Source organism: Kitasatospora sp. NPDC101108, assembly GCF_055584725.1.
Genome location: NZ_JBVJLM010000017.1, coordinates 15,389 through 34,455, shown reverse-complemented (window position 1 = coordinate 34,455; position 19,067 = coordinate 15,389). Strand labels below are relative to the sequence as shown.

Sequence of the window (19,067 nt, the reverse complement as noted above, 5' to 3'; positions counted from 1 at the left end):
GTTCGTCAGTGCGGCGATGTCCTCGAAGGTAGAACCCTTCCCCATCGGAATCCAATAGGCTCGTACATGTGAGAGATAGGGATCCCGATGGACAGCCGGGAATGCCGTCGCCGCAGGGCAGCGGCCTCCTCGATCTGAATCTGCTGCGCACGTTCCTCGCGGTGTACCGCGCCGGCGCCTTCACCGCGGGCGCCCGTGTGCTGGGCCTGTCACAACCGACAGTGACGACGCAGATCCGTTCACTGGAGAGCCAGCTGGGCCGGGAGCTGTTCGAGCGGCTGTCCCGCGGCGTCGCCCCGACCCCGTTCGCCGACGAGCTGGCCGCGCGGGTCATGGAGCCGTTGGACGCCCTCGGCCCGGTCAGCGGCGGCGCCCTCTTCGGCGGGAGCGACGCGGAGCCCGTGCACCTGGCGGGGCCCGCCGAGTACGTCACGCACTGCGTGATGCCGACGCTCGCCCCGCTCGTCGACAAGGGGGTGCGCCTGCGCGTCGCCTTCGGCCTCACCGACGACCTGCTCGACGGACTGCGCGCGGGCCGGCACGACCTGGTGGTGGCCACCCTGCGCCCACGCGGCCGCGCGCTCGCCTCCGTACCGCTGGCCGACGAGGAGTTCGTCCTGGTCGCCGCACCTTCATGGGCCGAACGGATCGGATCGCCCCTTGCCACCGAGGGACCCGCAGCCCTGCACGGAGTGCCGCTCGTCTCGTACGCGGAGGACCTGCCGATCGTCCGCCGCTACTGGCGCCATGTCTTCGGCAGGCGCCTGACCTGCCGCCCGACCGTCACCGTGCCCGACCTGAGGGCGGTCAAGGAGGCCGTCGTCGGCGGCGCCGGATTCAGCGTGCTGCCGCGCTACCTGTGCGCCGCAGACCTGGCCTCAGGCACTCTGGCCCTCCTCAACGACCCGGACGACCCGCCGATCAACACCGGCTTCCTGGTCCAGCGCCCGGGATCGTCCGCGAATCCCCATGTCGCACTGGTCCGCGACCACCTCCTGCGCACCGCCCACGAGGCCTGAGCCCGGCCGCAGCCGATCACGATCCCTCCTCACCTGCGGTGAGCTGATCCGCGATGCGGGATCGCCTCGCCGGTGCGCGGTCCGGGGTGGTGGCCGCTGAGTTCATCTGACACGCGTTTAGCGTGGTTATTTGTGTTCAGCGCCCTGGGCTGCGAAGGTGTCAGCCATGAAGATCACGATCACGGTGGAGGACCCGACCCCCGAGGCCCTTGAGAAGCTGCTCGCCCTCGCCACCATGCCGACCGCCGTCGTGACCACGGTGCCCGACGACCGCTGGACCGCGGAGCGGGCCCGCTCGTACTACGACCGGCTCCCGCCCCGCGCCCAGCAGATCCTGCTCCAGGTCGTCCAGGGCCGAGGCGAGTGCGCCGCAGCGGAGCTGAGGGCGAACGGCCGGAACCTCCGGGGATCGACCGGCGCCTTCCGCCGCGTGCTCACCGAAGGCAAGCGGACCGGCCTCTGGCCCGACGCCCTGCCCGTACCGCTCGTCTCCCACATCGTCGGCGGACAGCTCAAGAAGCTTGAGATGCCGGGCTCCGGCACCGACCGGCACGTGTACCCGGTCTTCGCCGAGGGACTGCACGACGTGCTGCTCGCCGATCGGTAGAGGCCCGGCCGCACGACCGACGGGCGAAGCCGGCCGGGCCGAGGCGACGGACGGTGCCGGCGGTTTCGAGGCGGACGGGTCGGTACGGAAGCACAACGAAGAGTCTGGCCCCGCCGCGAGCGGCGGGGCCAGACTCCCACGATCTTCATCAGTCTTCTAGCTCGGAACCCGGGCCATCGATGTGACGGTCAGCGGTCCCAGCGGGATCTCGCCGAGCGTGGTGAAGCCGAAGTGGCGGTACAGCGGGACGTTGGCCGGGTCCGCCGTGGTCAGGTAGACCGTTCCCGGCGTCGTCGTCAGGACGTGGTCCAGGAGGGTGCGGCCCGCTCCACGGCCGGTGAGCTCCGGGCGGACTCCGACGAACTCCAGGGTCCAGGCCCCTGCGGGGGCCCCGCCCTCGGTGGCGTCCAGATAGCGCAGGGTCCGGCCGAGGGCTTGCGGCCCGCTGCTCAGCACGGTCCGGGCCGCCCAGAGCGCGCGGGCGCCGACGGGTGGGGTCGCGCCCGGCGGGGTCAGGACGGCTGCCGCCAGGAGCCGTTCGTCGGTGTCCACCAGAGCCGCACGGCGGGCCCCGGTGAGGCCGGCGTGGGTGCGCAGGGTGGCGCGGAACCACCGAGCGCGGGCGGAGTGCGCGCCGCCGCAGATCCAGGAGACGGCCGGCTCCCGGCCGAACGCGGCGGCCAGCAGATCGGCGCAGGCGGCCGGGTCGGGGTCGGTGTCGATCCGGAGGGAGGCCGCGGCAGTCAGGTCCTCAGACATCCCGACCCCGCTCCAGGGGCGCCTCGGGCACGAGGTGGCAGACGAGCAGTTTGAGGAAGAACAGGGGCGCGAACCAGGCAAGCGTGGTCGGCACCGGCAGCCAGAACAGGTTGACCAGGACGGCTGCCATCAACGCCGCCATCGCCACGGGCCGTTTGAGGTGGACAGGCACGAACTCCACCGCCACCGCCCCGCCGAGGAGCAGCGCGGCATTCGCCGAGGTCCAGGCGAGGTCGCCGGAGAGGACGTACAGCCCCATCGCGGCGAGGTGGATCAGGTGCGCCGAGACGAACAGCAGCCGGGCGCGCCGCGCCGCCGGGTCGGCCCGGTGGTAATAACGCTTCGCGGCGTTGGTGGCGTTGGTCAGGACCCCGCCGATCAGGTCGAGCCCGGCCACGGCGATCACGGCGAGTTGCCCTGTCGACCAGTCGCGTGCGGCTCCCGAGCTCCACAGTCCGGCGGCCAGCAGCAGGGCACAGCCGAGGAGGCCGATGGTCTCCACCACGGACTCGGAGCGGGACTTGCCCGGACCCATGAACCGTTCCAGGCGGCCGGCGAGGCCGGACGGGGTGGCCGGTATCTCCCAGGAGATCCTCAGGTCAGTGCGCATCGTTCGGCTCCTGTCCGGGGGCCGCGGTCGCCGCTGCGCCCCACAGGCCGCGCAGGAGCCTCCACAGCTGGTCCGGGGGATCACCCTCCGGGAGGCCTTCGAGTGATCCGCTCGTCATCAGGGCCACGGCCCAGGCGTCCGCGGCCCGGACGACGGCGGCGGTCGTCGACGCCATCAGTGCGTGGTCCACATCGGTACGGATCATCCCGAGCCGACGGCCGTCCGTGACCAGGGCGCCGAACCAGTCGAGCCACGGGCTTCCGTCGCTGCGCCCGATGGCAGCGTCGGCGAGGGCCAGGTCCTCGGGGTGGTCCCTCAGGTGGGCGGCGAGGGCGGCGGAGCCAGCGGTGAACCGGGCGCCGAAGTCCTCCTCGTCGCGGGCCGGCTCCCAGGGTCCGAGGGCCTCCAGCAGTCGGTCGAGGACTCCGTCGAGGACCGCGGTGAGCAGGTCCTCCCGGCCGTCGAAGTAGTGGTAGGCGGCGGTCTTGGAGACTCCTGCCGCCTCGATGATCTTGTTGTAGGAGGCGCCTTCGGCGCCGTGCTCGGCGAAGTGCCGACGCGCGACTCTCAGGATGTGCTCCCGGCGTTCGGCGGGCAGGCGGTCGAAACGAGGAAGTGGCATGGCCTCATGATACGCACCAGAGGGGTGTACCGCTAGTACACCCCTCTGGTTCATGGGGCGGGTCGCGGTTCTGGACCGGTGAATGCCGAAGGCCCGGTGCCCCGCTGCACCCTGGTGGTCAGCGGGGCACCGGGCCTCCGGCGCGTTCTACGGTCCGTCGATGCCGACGAGCTTCCGAACGGGTGTTGTCCGCGGACAACATCGAGAGCGGTGCGGGACGACGATCAAGCGGAGTCAGACGTGAGAGTTCAATGCTTCGACCAGGGCGAGGAACCCATCGGTGTCCAGCCCCGCGCGAAGGGTCGCGGCTTGCTCTTCGACGGTCTCTCCGAGCGCTCGTACGAGCTGGTACGCGGTGCGGGAAGGCACCGGGTCCGGGGCGGGCGTCTGCCTCGGCAGCGGGGCCTGCGGAGAGTCGACAGGACCATCGGCGAGCTTCTGTTCAGCAGGCACCAGTGCGCCGGTCTGCCCGTCCGGCGGCGGCACGGGTCGCCTCGTGTTGTCCGCGGACAACATCCTCCGCTCCGATGCGGCCGCCGGTGCCGGGGCTTCTCTCCCTGTCGACGCGCTGACCGGCTCCGTGTTGTCCGCGGACAACACGAAGGCCTGCGGTGACTCGGCAACAGCGGGCTGTGCGAGCGAGGCAGGGGTGTTGTCCGCGGACAACATCTTGAGAGCGTCTCGTGAGGCGATGCGCTTGGCGCGCTCCTCCTCCTTGAGCCGCTCTTCGAGGGCCAGGAGGTCGTCGGTGGTCAGCGACTTGTCGTCCTTGTAGGCCCGGGCCAGGCGCCGGCCGTAGCGCTCGGCCATCTCGCCGCTGGCCAGCCGGTCCTGGATCGCCGAGGGGAGGGTCAGGAGCAGGATCTGGTTGCCCACCCAGGAACGGTCGCGGCCGCGGCGGCGGGCGACCTCGGCGGCGTTGCCGTCGCAGGCCTTGAGGAGCTGTTCGAGGCCCATGGCCCGCTCGATGATGTTGAAGTCCTCGCGGTCCTCGTTCTCGGCCATGAGGTAGTCCATGAAGTCGGCCGGGCTGGTCGCCAGGTCGTCACGGACCACGAAGTCGAGGACATCGAGCCCCACCTGCGCGGCGGAACGGCACCGCCGCTCGCCGTTGAGGAGGACGAACTCGGCTTCCTCACTGATCAGGCGCACATGACTGGGCCACAGGGCGAGGTAGGCGGCGCGGGTCACCGCCACACATGCCGTCGTCTGCTTCTTCGCCAGGCTCTGCCCGAGTGCTTCGCGCTGCTCCTCGGTGCCGTAGTAGCGACGGGGGTTCATCGGGCACAGAGCGACCCTGGCCAAGGGGATCCGCTGGATCTCGTAGTCCGGGATCGACCCCTCGGCCTGGGCCTTGGCCCGACCCCGCTCGCTGCGGGGTGTGCGGCTGATGGCCCCGAACGCGCCTCCGGTCCCGAGTCGGTCGGCTGCCTTCATCGGGCGATCCTCCTCGCGATGTCGCGCATGACGTCGGCCTGGTCACTGTCGGGGGCGTGCACGAGGAGCGGCGTCTTCATCCGCACGGCCTCGCGCTGGTCCTTCAGGTCGTTCACGACAGCGATCACCTCCGGGTGGCCGAGGCTCCTCCAGGCGTCGAGAGAGGAGGTCACGACGTACCCCTTGCGGACGTCGTAGAGGTTGACGACGAATCCCAGGTCGTGGACCTGGATGTCGAGGTCGTCGCAGAGGGAGTCGATCTGCTCGCGCAGGAGGGTGTAGGCGTCGGCGGAGGAGTCCTCGGCCTGCACCGGGATGACGATCCCGGAGCTTCCCTCGGGCTCGCCCTCACGGGTGCGCGCGTAGTAGATCGCGTTGTCCATCGCGTAGCCGAGGCTCGGGGGGCAGTCGACGATCACGAAGTCGAACTCGCGCTCGACGGCGCTGAGGGCCTTCTCAAGTGCGGTCTCCTTGACGCGGATCTCCCGCGAGGAGACGAGCTTGGCATCGAGGAGGAACCCGTCGGTGCAGGCCGGCAGGAGGTGCAGGCGATCTCCGAACGTCTCGCCCGGGATCTCGATGAGCAGGTCGCGCAGGTCCGCCTGGCGTTCGCCGCACATGTTCTTGACGAGGCTGTCGCCCTTGATGGGGAGGTGGTCGTGGCCGAACTGCTTGGTGAGGTGGCCCTGGGGGTCGAAGTCGACCAGGCAGACCCGGTAGCCCATCTCGGCGAGGGCCTGACCGACTCCCGCGGACATGGCCGTCTTGCCGACGCCGCCCTTCTGGTTGCCGAAGGCCACGCGTCGGGCTCCGGTCTGCGGGCGGCTGGGGTGGGGGAGGGGGTTGGCGTCGAGCCACAGCCGAATCGCCTGGGCGAGGCCCTGGTTGTAGGGAAGTCCACGGCCCGAGCAGTCCTCGCGGAAGCCCTTGTACAGCGCCGAGGGCACGTAGGTGGAGAACGAGTCGGAGCGGGCGGTGTCGATCAGGTCGAGCGGGTGGGCGGCCTCCCGCCATGCCTGGATGCCCTGGGTGACAGCGTCCTGGATGGGGATGCCGACGGTGGCGGCGCGGATCTTCAGCTCCCGGCGCAACTGTTGAGGGAGTTTGGTAACTACCTTGTCGCGGTCATCGGGCATGGAGGGTGCGGTCATGGGGGGAGTTTACTAACCTCTGGCCCTATGTCAGCCCCCGTGACACGGGGCAATTCAGACTTTCCATCCGATTCCGTGATCGTCCTGTGCCGTGCCGATGTTGTCCGCGGACAACATTGGTCGCTATCGACCGGATCAACCCGCCGCAGGTGACGCCCGGCGGACATCTGTGTTGTCCGCGGACAACACGAACAGGGACGGAGTCCGACGGATCGGGCGGCCTGGTCGGGTCCTTCAGGGCTGCAGGGTGGGGTCGGCGAGTGCCGGGAAGTTGTACTCCACCTTGGTGATGTCGGAGATCAGGTAGCTGCCATCAGGCTGGCGGTGGAGCTGAAGGCGCGCGGTGACGCCGCCCCGGGGTGTCTGGTGCCAGCCGTTGTCCGCCGCATAGGCACACGTGATGCCGGCTTCCAGTCCGACCAGATCGCCGGCGAGCTCGCGCGGGTCGGTGTGGCCCTCCAGGGGCCTCGCGGTCGCATCCATGACCACCGACCAGCCCCGCCGCACGGACACCTCGGCCGGCCAGGTCGCGCTGTCCCCCGCGCACGCGTTCAATCCTCCGCCGGAGGCAGCCAGCTCGGGCGTCAGATATCTGCGGGCCCTGTTCAGGACTGCCGCCGGTCCGGTGTCGCCGCGGGACACGTCGAAGCTGCCGGAGGTGACCGCCCAGGCGATCGCGACGGACTCCGCGTCGTGCTGGTCCGTCGTCAGCGGCGGCGTCGGGGCGGCAGGGCGCTCCACCGGCGGGGCCGGCGGCTCCGTGGGATCGGCCCCGGGCGCGGACGAGAAGCTGTAGCCGACCGGAGCGGCGGCGACTGCGGTGCCCGGGATCTCCTTCTCGTCCTCGTCGAAGCACGGGTTGCAGCGAATGCGTTCACCGGCGTCCCTGCGGTAGTCGGTTTCCCAGCCCCTCCCGTGGGTGTTCAGCATGGTGCCGCGTTCCATCCGTACGCCGGAGATGTGGAACGGGCGGGCACCGTCCTTCAGCGTCCAGGTGTGGTGCTTGCCGTCGAGGGTGCCCTCGACCGTGAGCACGTAGTCGTAGCTGTGCCGGGTCGCGAGCACGGTCAGGCTGATGATCTCGGGCTTCTGGTTTTCCAGGTAGAGGTACTTGTCGGTGAAGTACGGGGCGAACGACACCGGCCCGGATGCCGCGATCAGCGCGACGGGATTAGTGGCGTCCAGGTCGACGGCCATGTCGATCTTCTTGCCTTCCCCCTGGCCGGTGCAATCCACGAGCGTGCCGGGCAGCGGGTCGTAGGGCTCGCCCACAACGGTCGCCCGCACCTGCTCGATCGCCACGGTGTGGCCGGCGCCGACCATCGAGACCGAGAGCGGCGAGGCACCCACGTCCGTGCCGCCCTGCGCGTGCGACCACGTTCTGGCGGCACCGCAGTCGGTGACGACGGGGAGCTCCGTCGGCGTGACGGTCTTCGGGACGACCGCGGTTGTGTTGGCGTCCCCGCGTTCGGGGTCGTAGCGGGCACTGAGTTCCGGCCCGCTGCCGCCCGTTCCGTGCAGCGCCAAGTACGTCGTGCCCGCGCCCAGGAGTGCCAGTGCGCATGCCACGGCTATCAGCAGGCGAGGGCGAGGGCGCAGGCCCGCCAGCACGGAGACGATGCCGCCCATGAACACGTTGCCGTGGATGGTGCTGTGGCTGATCTCATTCCGCGTGTCACGCTGATCGCCCAATCCACCCACCCCGTCCGCCGGATCCGCACCCACCACAGTGCAGCCCCTGCTGGGCAAAGGGAAGACCCCCTGGGGCGTTGGTGTTGTCCGCGGACAACACCAACGTCGCGAGGCCGGAGTACCAGGTGATCCGATCAGCGACCTCCGGCAGGAAGTGCCTCGGCCGGGCGCTGTCGTTAAGTAGGTCCACCAGTTCTGTCCGTTGTCCGCTGCTCGTCGTGGTGGCTGCGTAGGTGACAGCAGAGCGCGCCGTTCCACCTCCGCGCTGTCGGGCACGTCCCATCCCGGGTCACGCACCGAGAGACGCTGGGTGCCGTCATCAGTGGTGAACATGAGGCTGCAGCCCGGGCCGCCGCGGGTGTCGGAGCACCCGCGCCATCTGTCCTGCAGATGGAGCCCGGACCCCGAGACGGGATCTGTCAGCCCGGGTATCCGCTGTCCATCGGATCCGGTTGATCCTCACCACCTCGGCTGACACGATCACCCAACGGTGAGCCCGGATGATGTGGCCGGTCGGCGCATCCAGAAGGTGAAGTGCTCTGCGCTCCACGCCCGCGGTGTCCGCAGCGAGCCAAGCCGAACAAGAGCCGTCAGCCGAGCAAGGGAAGCCTGATGATCGACATCGCCTCGAAGCTGTCCGCGCTGCCCAAGGCGCGGCCGTTCCCAGGGCTTCCGGGTACCTGGGAATGGTCGCCCTCTCCCGCGTTCACGCTGATGGCGATGGTCGGCTCCGATGGTCGACACGTCTTCAGGCTGAACACCAAGGACTCGTACGACGCAGATCTGTGCCGGGCGGTCCTGGAGTTCGTACGAGAGCGGGAGTCCGAGATGGTTGAGCGCGCAGAGCCTCTGATTGCTCTGCCGGGGTTCGGACGGTGCCAGCGATTTCGAAGCGGACGGATCGGTACGGAAGCGGATCAGGAAACGTGTACGGCCAGCCCGCACAGGCCGAGTCCGTCGTCGGCGGCGGCGCGCCAGATGCGCAACGGGCCGTCGAGGACGCACTCGTTCGTGGGCGAGTAGTACAGCCAGTCCTGGGCGTCCGCCGTGGCGCGTTCGTCCTGGGTGAAGGTGAGAGCGCGCTCCACGCCTGGCAGGGTCTGGCGGACCTGGGCGGAGGTGAGGAGGAAGTTGCCGCACCAACCGGGTAGGAGAGCCGCACGGGCCGGGCCGATGGCATGGAAGAAGGATGCGACCGCGTAGTCCTTGGAATTGACGGAGACGAACATCCCCTCCGCCGGCAGGTCCGCCCACACGTCATCGATCACGGAGAAGTCCGGATCGACCAGGCCTGAGCTCAAGTCGTCAACGTGCAGCCCCGGCGCCGTGAGTTTCCGGAACGACTCCACCGCGGCACCGTCCGCCGCCGTGAATCCTGGACTTCTGTACCACGTACGGTAATCAGGCAAGGGGGCCTGCTGCCACAGCGACCACCGTTGTTGCGCGAGAGGCTGGGACCGGTCCGCTTCCATCGCCGGCAGCAGACGGGGAGACAGCTCGCAGATGAAAGAGTCGGGGTGGCTGCTGATCGCCCAAACACTGGTGAAGCCCATGCTGTGGACGCTAGTACCCGCTGCTGACATCGATGGCAACAGCCGGTCGGTGTTCTCCAGGTGATCGGTGTGGTCGAGCTGGGACACGAGTTCCTCCGCGTGGGCCGTTCGGCCGTCGCCGCGGCGAGCAGCGGCAGGTAGTTGTGCATGTACGGCGGGACCTTGAGGCCGAGCACCTCGTCGAAGTCGAAGGGGACGATGCGCACGGCCAGGCCCTCGTCAACGAGCCGCAGGCCGCCCTCGGGACCGTCCCGGACGGCGTGCAGGACGCGGGTGAGCGGAAGGCCGAGATCGTGGTGCGGGTCGGGGAGGGGACGCAGCCCGGTGATCTCGATGCCGGCTTCCTCGCGGATCTGTTCGCCGGACGGGGTAGGTGAGGCGCACACTCGTGCTCGTGCCGGCCCTTGCGGTCGGAAACCAGTCGGACGAGGGCGTGATGGAAGGGTTGTTGCGTCCGGCCACGCCCTTGTCCGGGAGTCAATGGCTGGTGTTGGGTCGACCGATCAGCTGACGGTTGGCAGCCCGTCGGCCTGGAGTTCTTCGGCGCGTTCCTCCAACTGACCGGTGAGGTCGCCCAGCAGGGTCGAAGTCGATCACTGGAGGGGCTCCTGGTTCTTCCGGACCGGTTCGGCCCGCTGGGAGGGCAGGCCGGTGCGCTCGTTCTGCAGGTCCCACAGTTCCCTGAAGCGGCCGCCCTCGTCGGCCACCAGCTCGGCGAAGGTGCCCTGCTGGAGGATCCGGCCGTCTTCCAGGACGACGATCCGGTCGGCGACGGCCACGTTGGTGAGCCGGTGGGTGACCAGGACGACGGCCCGCTCGCGGGCGACGGCGCGCAGGTTCTGGAAGATGCGGTGCTCGGCGCGCGGGTCGAGGGCGGCGGTGGGCTCGTCGAGGACGAGGAGGCCGGCCTCGCGGTGGAACGCCCGGGCGATCGCCAGGCGTTGCCACTGGCCGCCGGACAGTTCCTCGCCGCCCATCCACTCCACCGCCAGCAGGGTGGACAGGCCCCGGCGGAGCTTGGCGACGACGTCGGCCGCCCCGGAGGCGTCGGCGGCGCGCAGCACGGCCGCGTCGCCCTCGGCGGTGGGCTGGCCCAGGGTGATGTTCTCGCGGCAGGTCAGCGGCCAGCGCGCGTAGTCCTGCGGGACCACGGCGACCTGGCGCCACAGCGCCTGTGGGTCCAGGTCGCGGGTGTCGCGGCCGTCCCAGCGCACCGAGCCGGTGTCGGGCAGGTAGAGCCCCGCCAGGAGCTTGGCGAGGGTGGTCTTGCCGGATCCGTTCTCCCCGACCAGGGCGAGGATCTCGCCGCGTTCGACGTGCAGGCTGACCCCGTCCAGCGCCCTGCGGTCGGAGGCGGGGTAGGCGTAGCCGAGGTTCTCGACGGCGATCCGGCGCGGGGGCTCGGGCGTTCCGGTGCCGCGCCGGGGGCGGTGCCCGCCGGCGGTGTCGAGGAAGCTCGACCAGTCGTCCAGGTACATGCCGGTGCGGAAGAGGTCCGCGCCGTAGCCGACGATGCCGTGCAGGCTGGTGCTGACCGCGGTCAGGGCGAACACCGCGGCGCCGCCGCGCGGCAGACTCATCCGGCCGGTGCTGACCAGCCACAGCATCGCGCCCCACACGACCGCGGTGCCGAGACCGGACGCGGCGGCCCCGATCACCGACACCCGGGCGCTCTGCCTCGCCGCCCGCCGCGAGGTGGCGTCCAGGCGCCGGCCGACCTGGTCGTACTTGGCGAGCAGGAACTCGCCCATGGTGTCGGAGCGGACCTGGTCGGCGTTGCGCTTGAGGTGGATGTACCAGCGCAGGTTCGCCATGATCCGGCGGTCGCCGACCGCCGCCCGGTTCGCCAGGAACTGCACCCGGGCGGCGTGCACCGACGCGATCCCCTGCGGCAGCGCCGCCAGGACCAGCAGGGGCAGCAGGGCGGGGTGGAGCACGGTCAGCACACCGGCCGCGCCGACGAGCGAGGCGAGGGCGGCGAGCAGGTTCTGCGCCTCCCCGACGATGTCCACGCAGACCTCGGCGCCGCGGTCGGCGGCCTCCAGTTCGTCGTTGTAGCCGGCGTGGTCGTAGGCGGTCAGCTCGGCCGCCACGGTGGCGCGCAGCACCGCGGCCTCCGCCTCCCGGGAGATGCGCGGGGACAGGTGGATGGTGACGGTCCGGATCGTGATGCCCAGCAGGGAGCGGGCGCCGGCCGCGGCCGCGATCACGAGGATCGACGGCACGGCGTGGGCGAGCTTGTCGTCGAGCCGGCCCGGGCCGAACAGCGCCGAGATCGTGCCGGTCGTCGCGAACAGGCCAGCCGCGCCGAGCACCGCGGACACCGCCTGGCAGGTCAGCAGCAGCGCGACGGAGGCCCGGTCGATGCGCCAGCCGAGGCGGAAGGCGCGGACGACGAGCGCGGGCAGGCGGCGGGCCATCGCGGTGACGCTGATCGCCTCGATCGCCGCGATGCGGCGCCCGTCGGCGAGCCACCGGAGTTCCTCGTCGGGGGAGTCGGCCGGTGCCGTGGTCGTGGTGGCGCTCATGCGTTCGCCCCCTCGCGTGCGGCTGAGGTGCGTGCGGCTGAGATGCGTGCCGCAGTGGTGCGTGCCGCAGAGGTGCGTGCCGCGGAGGTGCGCGGGGCGGGTGGGAGGTGGGTCGCCGGGGCGGCGGGGGGACAGGTCACAGATCCTCCAGACGCAGAGTGCTCCGTGGCCGCGCGGAAGCGCCGGAGCGCCGGATGCCGGAGTGCCGGAGCAGCCGACCGGGCAGCGCAAGTAGGCTTGCCCCAGGGCGAGTTGACGGATTCCGCACGGCCGATGGCGTCCGATGATGGTGCTGTTCGAGCGCGCCGTTCAAGCGGATTACCCTCCGGGCGAGCCCGGGTCGAATGGGGACTTTTCGAGCACCTCCCGGGTGCCGGCAGGGGCGTCCTCCGGCCGGTCGCGCACGAACGCGACGGAGGCCCCGGAACCCAGTGCGCAGGCGGCGAGAGCCTGTTCGATCACGGTCCTCCAGGGCGGGACGGCGCGGTCGCGGACCCCCTGGTGGGCCGGAGGACCGCGCTTCACACGGCCATCACCGGTTTCACCCGATCGGTTGGACGGCTGCCCGATCAGGTTTCGGGCGGCGGACGTGTCCCGGCCCGAGGACCGGAGCTCGGAGGCAACACCCCCGTGGCTGCCTCCGAGCTCCGGTCCTCGGGCCGGGCCGTCACCTGGCGGGTTCGGCCTCCACCTTGTCGACGACGGCCGAGGTGAGGACGGCCGAGGCGTACTCGAAGCCCTTGCCGTCGCCGGCGCCCGGGGACGGGTCGCCCGTGGGCGGGAGGCCGTCGGGGCCGGCCGGCGGGAGGTCGGAGAGGAGCACCTCGCGCACGCCGAGGAAGGCGCCGGTGGTCCTGTCGAAGATCAGGGACACGCGCATGGTGCCGTTGGTGCCGACCACCGCGACGCCGTGCCGGCCGGCCGCGTCCACCTCGTCGGCGACCACGGACGTGCCCGGGATCTTCGCGGCCGTCTCCATGAGCGATCCGGCGACGGCCGGCGGCGCCGCGATGTTCTGGAAGATCATCTGGACGTCCGCGAAGGCGAACTGGTTGTACAGCTTCGGCGTCATCGGCGTCCCCGACACCCGCTTGGAGCGGTCGAAGGAGAGCAGCTGCTTCAGCAGCTGCTGCGGGTCGGTGGGCAGCGAGGCGACGAATTCGTAGGTGGGGGAGTCGAAGCCCGCCGTGCGCGGGGCGCCGGAGGCGGTCGACAGCGTGGCGGGCCAGGGGGTGCGCCCGTTGCCCATCGTCGGGTCCAGGATCAGGCCGTCGGACCGGCCGTCGACCGCGAACCACGACCTGCGCTCGTGCCTGGTCTCGCGGGCGCCGTCCTGGAGCTCCCGCCGGTAGACGAACTGGGTGCCCTTGGCCCCGGGGTCGGGGCTGCTCGCGACGGCCTTCGCGGCGCGGGCGAGCAGACCCGCGGGGTCGGTCGGCTCGGGCAGCGGGGTGGCGGACGAGCTGGGCGACGCGGACGAGGTGGACGACGCGGACGAGGTGGGCGACGCGGAGGAGGCGGACGAGGCCGGCGCCGCCGGGGCGGCGCCGTCGTGGCCGCGGTCCGGGACGGCCACCACGGTGACGGCCGCCAGCGCGCCGACCGCCAGCGGGGCGGCGACCAGCCACACCATCCTGCGCCGCGATCGCGATCGCGATCGCGCAAGCGGCCGCGATGCGTTCGTCCCGGCGGCGATCTCACTCATCAGGTGCTCCTTCAGGAACCGTTGGCGGTCGGCGGGGAGCATCTCGGGCGAGTTGTTCATCGGGTCTCCTCCTGCAGCGACCGGGCGGCCTCGAAGCCGCCACCCCGTACCTGTCCGACGGCGGGAACGGGTTCCCGCCGTCCCGCCGCCCCGTGCAGCTCGTCGTCGGCGAGCGTGCGCAGCCGGGCCCGCGCCCGGGACAGGCGCGAGCGCACGGTGCCCACCGGGATGCCGAGCGCCTCGGCCGCCGACGCGTAGTCGAGCCCCACCCACACGCAGAGCCGGAACACCTCGCGCTCGGAACGGCGCAGACGCGTCAACGCGCGCTGCACGGCGGCCAGTTGGACGCCGTCGTCGATCCGGGAGACCAGTTCGTCGGCGAAGTCCGGTACGGGCTCGCGCTCGGCCAGGCGCGCCATCGCCGCCCGGTGGCGCCGGGTGGCCCGTGCGGTGTTGCGCAGCACGTTGGTGGCGATCCCGAAGACCCAGGGGCGCAGGTCGTCATCGCCCTCGTGCAGTGCGGCGCGCAGGCGCCAGGCCTCCAGGAAGGTGAGCGACACCGCGTCCTCGGCGGCCGCCCAGTTCCCCAGGGTGCGCAGCGCGTATGCGTACACGGCCTGGGCGTGCGTGTCGAAGACCTCGCCGAGCGCGTCCTGGTCCCCGGCGCGCAGGCGCGCCCGTTGTGACAGTTCCATACCTTCCCCTGTCCGCCGGGCGGGTGGAGTTCCGTATGGGCCGCGTCACAGCGCATCGGCCCCCGACGGCGGGTCGTCGCCGGGCCCCCGGTGCGGCTGATCGGCGATCAGGTTACCCACGGCGCATGACGTGGAGGGGATCCGGCACCGCCCCTCCATGGTGAGGCTGTACCTGATCGACCCTGCCACCGGTGCCGGCAGCCGGCGCAAGCTGTCGGTCGCACCCCAGGCGGTCTCAGGACGAATGCCCTGCCGGCGCCCTCGATCGAGGGCGCCGGCAGGGCATCAGTCAGCGCGGCGAAGTGTCGGGGTCAGGAGGGGTTAGGAAGGGTCAGGAGGCGTCAGGAGGGGTCAGGAGGGGTCGCCGTATTGGAGGCCGCGGCCGTTGGTGCCGATGTAGACGCGGCCGTAGGTGTCGGGGTCGCCGGTGATGACGCCGAGGCTGCCGATGGCGCCCCACTGGTGGGCGTCGTCGTTGATGCGGATCCAGGTGGTGCCCTTGTCGGTGGAGCGGAAGACTCCGGTGACGTTGTTGACGGTGCCGATCAGGTAGAGGGCCTGGTAGTCGGTGCCGGGCTTGGCCTTGCCGAAGCCGAGGGCGGAGGCGGACTTCACCGTGGTGAGGGTGGTGAAGGTGCGGCCGCCGTCGGTGGAGTGGAGCAGTCCTCGGTCGCCGCCGGAGATCCAGAGGTCGCCGCTGATGCCGGGGACAGCCACGAGCCGGCCGGAGGGGAGGTTGGTGGTGCGGGTGGTGAAGGTCGCGCCGCCGTCGGTGCTGGCGCTGAGGGTGCCGTTGGTGAGGGAGTAGAAGGTGTTGGCGGTGGAGCGGTCGGCGACGACGACGGCGTCGGCGCCCAGGCCGTTGACCTTGGTCCAGTGGGCTCCCTTGTCGGTGGAGCGGTAGGGGGGCTGGCCGTCCTCGGCCCAGATGATGGTGGAGCCGTCGGCGGAGAGGGCGACGTGGCCCATGTCGGCGCTGGGGACGGGTTCGGCGGTGAAGCCGTTCCAGTGGAGGCCGCCGTCGGTGGAGTAGGCGCCGTCCTGGGCGCCGCCACGGCCGACGCGGACCATCACCGAGGGGTTGGACTCGGCGAAGTCGATGTCGCTGCTGCTGCTCATCAGCGGGTTCGCTATCCGGCCGGAAGGCACCTGGGTGAGGGAGGTGGGGGAGTCGTAGCGGAAGCCGCCCTGGTCGCCCATGGAGGTGATGAGGGTGGCGCCGCCGGGCGGGGCGATCACCTTCGACAGCGAGGTCTCCTCCAGTCCGCGGGCCCCGGAGACCCAGTGGCTGATGGCGCCGGTGTCGGAGGCGTTGGCGTCGTTGCTGCTCCAGATGGCGTTGCCGGTGCCGTAGAGGGCGTGGCCGGAGTTGAAGGGGTCGATGGCCAGCGCGGTCATCCAGTGCCCGGTGTGGGTACCGACGTAAGGGGCGCCGGAGGCGTCGCGCTGCGACTTGTCGGCGAGGGCCTTCCAGGTGGAGCCGCCGTCGGTGGTGCGGTAGATCTCGTCCTCGGGCCACCACCGGTCCAGGGTGGTGACCATCACCGTGCCCGGCTTCTGCGGGTCGACGGCCAGACCGGAGAACCCGTAACTGCCCTGCGGGGGCGAGACGTTCTTCCACCCGCCGCCGGACGGGGTGTACTTCCAGACCGCGCCGGCCGTCGCGTCCATGGGGCCGATGCTGTTGCTGTAGGACAGGTACAGCGACCCGTCACCGGTGACCACACCGTGCTGCGGCATCTGCCCGGTGGGCTGCCCCGCGACCGCCTGCCAACTGCTGCCGCCGTCCGTCGAGCGGTACAGGGGCGTGGAGGTGTCGTTGACACCGACGTAGACGGTGTTGCTGCCGGCCGGGCCGTACGTCACGAAGGAGATACCCGCACCACTGCCCGCCCCGTCCTTCACCGGGAACGACGGGACCTGACGCCACGTCGAACCGTAGTCGGTGCTGCGCCACAGGCCGTTCTTCCGGCTGCCCAGCAGGAGGTTGGCGTGGTTCGTGGGGTCGATGACGAGCCGCTCGCCCGCTCCGCGGCCGGGTTCGTTGCCGCCCAGCTTGAACGGCAGATCGATCCGCTCGAAGGAACGGCCCCGGTCGGTGGAACGCAGGATCGCCCCGTTGTCCGCCCACTCGTTGGTGTAGGTGCCCGTCGCGAGGTAGAGCCGGGCGGGGTCGACGGGATCGGTGGCCAGCGAGTCGATACCCAGCAGGTTCCAGTCCTTCTCACCGAGAAAGTCCGTCAGCGGGATCCACTGCTCCGCCCCGGTGTCCCACCGGTAGGCACCACCCATGTCGGTGCGCGCGTACAGCAGGCCCTTCTCCTTCTGGTTGAACACCAACCCGGTGACGTAACCGCCGCCCACCACCTGCGCGTTCTTCCACACATACGGTCCGGAGCCCTCTGCGCCGCCGGACCCGGACCCGGATCCGGACCCCGTAGTGCCGGTGCCGGGCACCTTCACCAGCTTCCACTGCTGGTTGGCGCCGCTCCAGCTGGGCCACTGGATGATCTGCGTGCCCTGGTCCGTGGAGTTGCCCGTCACGTCCAGGACCTGACCGCTCTTGCGGGAGGTGAAGGTGACCGCGTCGGACCCGCTCACGTTGCCGATCCGCCACTGCTGGGAGGGCGCGGACCGGTCCGTCTGCTGCTCGGTGACGGCGCCCTGGTTCGTCGAGTCGCCCGCGATGCCCAGCACCTTGCCGCTGTTGCGGTTCACCAGCTCGTAGTAGCCGTCCCCCGCGGACTTCAGCTTCCACTGCTGGTTGGCGGTGTTCTGGTCGGTCCACTGCTGGATGCGCGTGCCGTCAGCGGTGGAGAACCCGTTGACGTCCAGCACCTTGCCGCTGCGCACCGACGTCAGCCGGTAGTAGGCGTCGCCGTCGACCACCGCCGCCTGCGAGTCCCCCTGCACGAAGACGAAGTACGAAGCGGTGGCGAGGGGCACACTGACCAGTAGCGCGGTGGCGCTCAGGCGACGGCGGTGACGTCCGCGGCGCCCGCCGTTCGTGGGGTTCCTCATGGTTGGACGTTCTCCTTGCGAACTGGTCACGAGAGAAGGGCAGATCCGGACACCGGAACTGTTCAGATCTGCTCCCCAGTGGTCACAGGCATCGCAAAGGGTTGCCGCCGGTCGGAAGATTTCCGCGAGCCGCTCAGGCGGCCGGCGCCGGGCTCGCCACGGTGGGGAGTTCCCGCAGGCGGCTGACCGGGGGAGGGGCGCGGGAAGCCGGAGCCGTTGCGGGCCGAGCTGGTCGAACTCGCGGACCGCGGCTGGCTGCACGAACGCGGCGACGGGAAGCACCCGAATCACCCGCCCACAACCAGCGTGAGCACCCCGGCGCCGACGCACACCAGGCCCGTGACCAGCCACTTCACGATGCACACAGCTCAGTGGTCATTCGTAGGGAAGGTCGGCGCTCACGGTGAAGCCGCCGTCCGGCTGCGGTTGGGCGCGCAGGTGGCCGCCGACGGACTGGGCGCGTTCGCGCATGCCGATGATGCCGTAGCCGGGTGCCGTCGCTGGGGTGGTGCGGGCGGGGCCGTTGTTGGTGACGGTGATCCGGAGCCTGCTGCCGGTGTAGGCGAGGCGGACGTCTGCGTGCCCGGTGGCGGCGTGCTTGGTGACGTTCGTCAGCGCCTCCTGGATGATCCGGTAGGCGGCGAGGTCCGTGCCGGGGGGCAGAGGGCGGGCGGTGCCGTCGACCGAGACGGTGACGTGGAGCCCTGCGCGGAAGGCTTCGAGGAGCGCGGGGAGCTGGGCGAGGCCGGGGGCGGGCTCGGTGGAGTCGGTGTCGTCCGGTCGGCGCATGAGGGCGACGGTGGCTTTCATCTCGCGCAGTGCCTCCCCGGTGGTGGTGGTGAGCTGCTCGATGAGCCGCTCCGCCTGGGCGGGGTTGCTGTGCAGGAGGCGGGCGGCGGTGCCGGCCTGGGCATTGGCCAGGGCGAGGTGGTGGGCGACGACGTCGTGGAGCTCGCGGGCGATGCGCAGTCGCTCCTCGGCGACGCGCTGGCGTGCCTCCTCCTCGCGGGTGTGCTCCGCGTGTTCGGCGCGGGCGCGTTCCTGTGCCAGGAGGGCGCGCTGGAGGCGGGTGAGGCTGCCGAGGGCGGCCGGGAGCAGGAGCCAGGCGGCGGGGGCCACGGTCTTGAGGACCAGGGGTTCGCGCGCGGGCCCCCCGAGCACGGCGGCGATGACCACGGCGGCCGTGCTGAGGCTTGCGTCGAGGTAGGCGCGCCGGGGCGGGTGGTGGACGGTGACGGTGTAGAGGGCGACGGCGAGGGGAGCGAGCAGCAGGATCGTGGGCAGGTAGCCGAGGACGCTGTCCGCTGCGACGCATGCGGTGGTGACGGCCAGCACAGTGCGGGGTCGGGTGCGCCGCCACAGCAGGGCCCCGCAGCCGGCCACGGCGATGAGTATCCCGGGCCAGGAGGACACCTCGGCGCTGCCTTGTCCGCTGCCTTGGAGGATGGTGCCGGGTCCGGCCAGGACCAGGCACAGCGCGGCCAGGGCCGCGTCCGCGGCGCGGGGGTGGTCGCGCAGGTACTGCCGCCAGCGGATGATCATGTCGCGGGGTCCTGTTCGGGCTCGAACGTCGGGTGGGCTGCGGCTATCGTCTCCGCGCGGCTGCCCGTTCCTCGTCGTGCGCGCGCCGACACTTCGCCGTGTCCGCGCTACTGCGGCTGCCGTACA

The 19,067-nt window shown here is 71.1% G+C and carries 15 protein-coding genes; 3 read left to right on the top strand and 12 right to left on the bottom strand.

Features of this window, described 5'->3' with window-relative positions:
- The first annotated feature begins 101 nt into the window (after positions 1-101).
- A complete protein-coding gene (locus ACZ6Z8_RS29100) occupies positions 102-1,019 on the top strand; it encodes a LysR family transcriptional regulator (RefSeq protein ID WP_465612997.1) in 918 nt (305 codons plus the stop codon).
- A 166-nt stretch (positions 1,020-1,185) separates the two neighbouring features.
- On the top strand, positions 1,186-1,626 hold the full coding sequence (locus ACZ6Z8_RS29095; protein ID WP_465612996.1) for a hypothetical protein: 441 nt from the start codon (positions 1,186-1,188) through the stop codon (positions 1,624-1,626).
- A gap of 156 nt (positions 1,627-1,782) precedes the next feature.
- On the opposite strand, the gene ACZ6Z8_RS29090 is transcribed toward ACZ6Z8_RS29095, so the two are convergent.
- The 7 genes from ACZ6Z8_RS29090 to ACZ6Z8_RS29060 all read right to left on the bottom strand — a co-directional run bounded on the left by ACZ6Z8_RS29090 (position 1,783) and on the right by ACZ6Z8_RS29060 (position 9,537).
- A complete protein-coding gene (locus ACZ6Z8_RS29090) occupies positions 1,783-2,385 on the bottom strand; it encodes a GNAT family N-acetyltransferase (RefSeq protein WP_465612995.1) in 603 nt (200 codons plus the stop codon).
- Positions 2,378-2,995 (bottom strand): hypothetical protein, encoded by a 618-nt coding sequence (locus ACZ6Z8_RS29085; protein ID WP_465612994.1) that lies wholly within the window; start codon positions 2,993-2,995, stop codon positions 2,378-2,380. Before ACZ6Z8_RS29085 ends, ACZ6Z8_RS29090 begins: the two co-directional genes overlap by 8 nt.
- Positions 2,985-3,617, bottom strand: a complete 633-nt coding sequence (locus ACZ6Z8_RS29080; protein ID WP_465612993.1) for a TetR/AcrR family transcriptional regulator — start codon at positions 3,615-3,617, stop codon at positions 2,985-2,987. The genes ACZ6Z8_RS29085 and ACZ6Z8_RS29080 overlap by 11 nt, the downstream gene beginning before the upstream one ends.
- A 234-nt stretch (positions 3,618-3,851) precedes the next feature.
- The gene (locus ACZ6Z8_RS29075) at positions 3,852-5,054 is read right to left on the bottom strand and encodes a ParB/RepB/Spo0J family partition protein (protein ID WP_465612992.1); all 1,203 of its coding nucleotides are present in this window, start codon (positions 5,052-5,054) and stop codon (positions 3,852-3,854) included.
- Positions 5,051-6,205, bottom strand: coding sequence for a ParA family protein (locus ACZ6Z8_RS29070; RefSeq protein ID WP_465612991.1), 1,155 nt, complete (start codon positions 6,203-6,205; stop codon positions 5,051-5,053). The genes ACZ6Z8_RS29075 and ACZ6Z8_RS29070 overlap by 4 nt, the downstream gene beginning before the upstream one ends.
- Before the next feature lie 234 nt (positions 6,206-6,439).
- Positions 6,440-7,897, bottom strand: a complete 1,458-nt coding sequence (locus tag ACZ6Z8_RS29065; protein WP_465612990.1) for a hypothetical protein — start codon at positions 7,895-7,897, stop codon at positions 6,440-6,442.
- A 917-nt stretch (positions 7,898-8,814) separates the two neighbouring features.
- Positions 8,815-9,537: a hypothetical protein gene (locus ACZ6Z8_RS29060; protein ID WP_465612989.1), complete on the bottom strand. Its 723-nt coding sequence runs from the start codon at positions 9,535-9,537 to the stop codon at positions 8,815-8,817.
- 56 nt (positions 9,538-9,593) lie between these two features.
- On the opposite strand from ACZ6Z8_RS29060, the gene ACZ6Z8_RS29055 reads away from it, so the two are divergent.
- Complete coding sequence (locus ACZ6Z8_RS29055) at positions 9,594-9,827, top strand: hypothetical protein (RefSeq protein WP_465612988.1); 234 nt, start codon at positions 9,594-9,596, stop codon at positions 9,825-9,827.
- Positions 9,828-10,043: 216 nt separating this feature from the next.
- Here ACZ6Z8_RS29055 and ACZ6Z8_RS29050 read toward each other — a convergent pair whose 3' ends face one another.
- The 5 genes from ACZ6Z8_RS29050 to ACZ6Z8_RS29030 form a co-directional block, all read right to left on the bottom strand.
- Complete coding sequence (locus ACZ6Z8_RS29050) at positions 10,044-11,978, bottom strand: ABC transporter ATP-binding protein (RefSeq protein ID WP_465612987.1); 1,935 nt, start codon at positions 11,976-11,978, stop codon at positions 10,044-10,046.
- A gap of 667 nt (positions 11,979-12,645) precedes the next feature.
- Complete coding sequence (locus ACZ6Z8_RS29045; RefSeq protein WP_465612985.1) at positions 12,646-13,743, bottom strand: CU044_5270 family protein; 1,098 nt, start codon at positions 13,741-13,743, stop codon at positions 12,646-12,648.
- On the bottom strand, positions 13,740-14,378 hold the full coding sequence (locus ACZ6Z8_RS29040) for an RNA polymerase sigma factor (protein WP_465612984.1): 639 nt from the start codon (positions 14,376-14,378) through the stop codon (positions 13,740-13,742). The genes ACZ6Z8_RS29045 and ACZ6Z8_RS29040 overlap by 4 nt, the downstream gene beginning before the upstream one ends.
- A gap of 351 nt (positions 14,379-14,729) precedes the next feature.
- A complete protein-coding gene (locus ACZ6Z8_RS29035; RefSeq protein ID WP_465612983.1) occupies positions 14,730-17,399 on the bottom strand; it encodes an RICIN domain-containing protein in 2,670 nt (889 codons plus the stop codon).
- Positions 17,400-17,774: 375 nt separating this feature from the next.
- Entirely contained in the window at positions 17,775-18,941 is a 1,167-nt protein-coding gene (locus tag ACZ6Z8_RS29030) for a sensor histidine kinase (RefSeq protein ID WP_465612982.1), read from the bottom strand.
- Positions 18,942-19,067: the final 126 nt, after the last annotated feature.

Coding starts and splice junctions, on each gene's coding strand:
- ACZ6Z8_RS29100 (WP_465612997.1), top strand. CDS start 102: ATGCCGTCGCCGCAGGGCAGCGGCCTCCTCGATCTGAATCTGCTGCGC.
- ACZ6Z8_RS29095 (WP_465612996.1), top strand. CDS start 1,186: ATGAAGATCACGATCACGGTGGAGGACCCGACCCCCGAGGCCCTTGAG.
- ACZ6Z8_RS29090 (WP_465612995.1), bottom strand. CDS start 2,385: ATGTCTGAGGACCTGACTGCCGCGGCCTCCCTCCGGATCGACACCGAC.
- ACZ6Z8_RS29085 (WP_465612994.1), bottom strand. CDS start 2,995: ATGCGCACTGACCTGAGGATCTCCTGGGAGATACCGGCCACCCCGTCC.
- ACZ6Z8_RS29080 (WP_465612993.1), bottom strand. CDS start 3,617: ATGCCACTTCCTCGTTTCGACCGCCTGCCCGCCGAACGCCGGGAGCAC.
- ACZ6Z8_RS29075 (WP_465612992.1), bottom strand. CDS start 5,054: ATGAAGGCAGCCGACCGACTCGGGACCGGAGGCGCGTTCGGGGCCATC.
- ACZ6Z8_RS29070 (WP_465612991.1), bottom strand. CDS start 6,205: ATGACCGCACCCTCCATGCCCGATGACCGCGACAAGGTAGTTACCAAA.
- ACZ6Z8_RS29050 (WP_465612987.1), bottom strand. CDS start 11,978: ATGAGCGCCACCACGACCACGGCACCGGCCGACTCCCCCGACGAGGAA.
- ACZ6Z8_RS29045 (WP_465612985.1), bottom strand. CDS start 13,743: ATGAACAACTCGCCCGAGATGCTCCCCGCCGACCGCCAACGGTTCCTG.
- ACZ6Z8_RS29040 (WP_465612984.1), bottom strand. CDS start 14,378: ATGGAACTGTCACAACGGGCGCGCCTGCGCGCCGGGGACCAGGACGCG.
- ACZ6Z8_RS29035 (WP_465612983.1), bottom strand. CDS start 17,399: ATGAGGAACCCCACGAACGGCGGGCGCCGCGGACGTCACCGCCGTCGC.
- ACZ6Z8_RS29030 (WP_465612982.1), bottom strand. CDS start 18,941: ATGATCATCCGCTGGCGGCAGTACCTGCGCGACCACCCCCGCGCCGCG.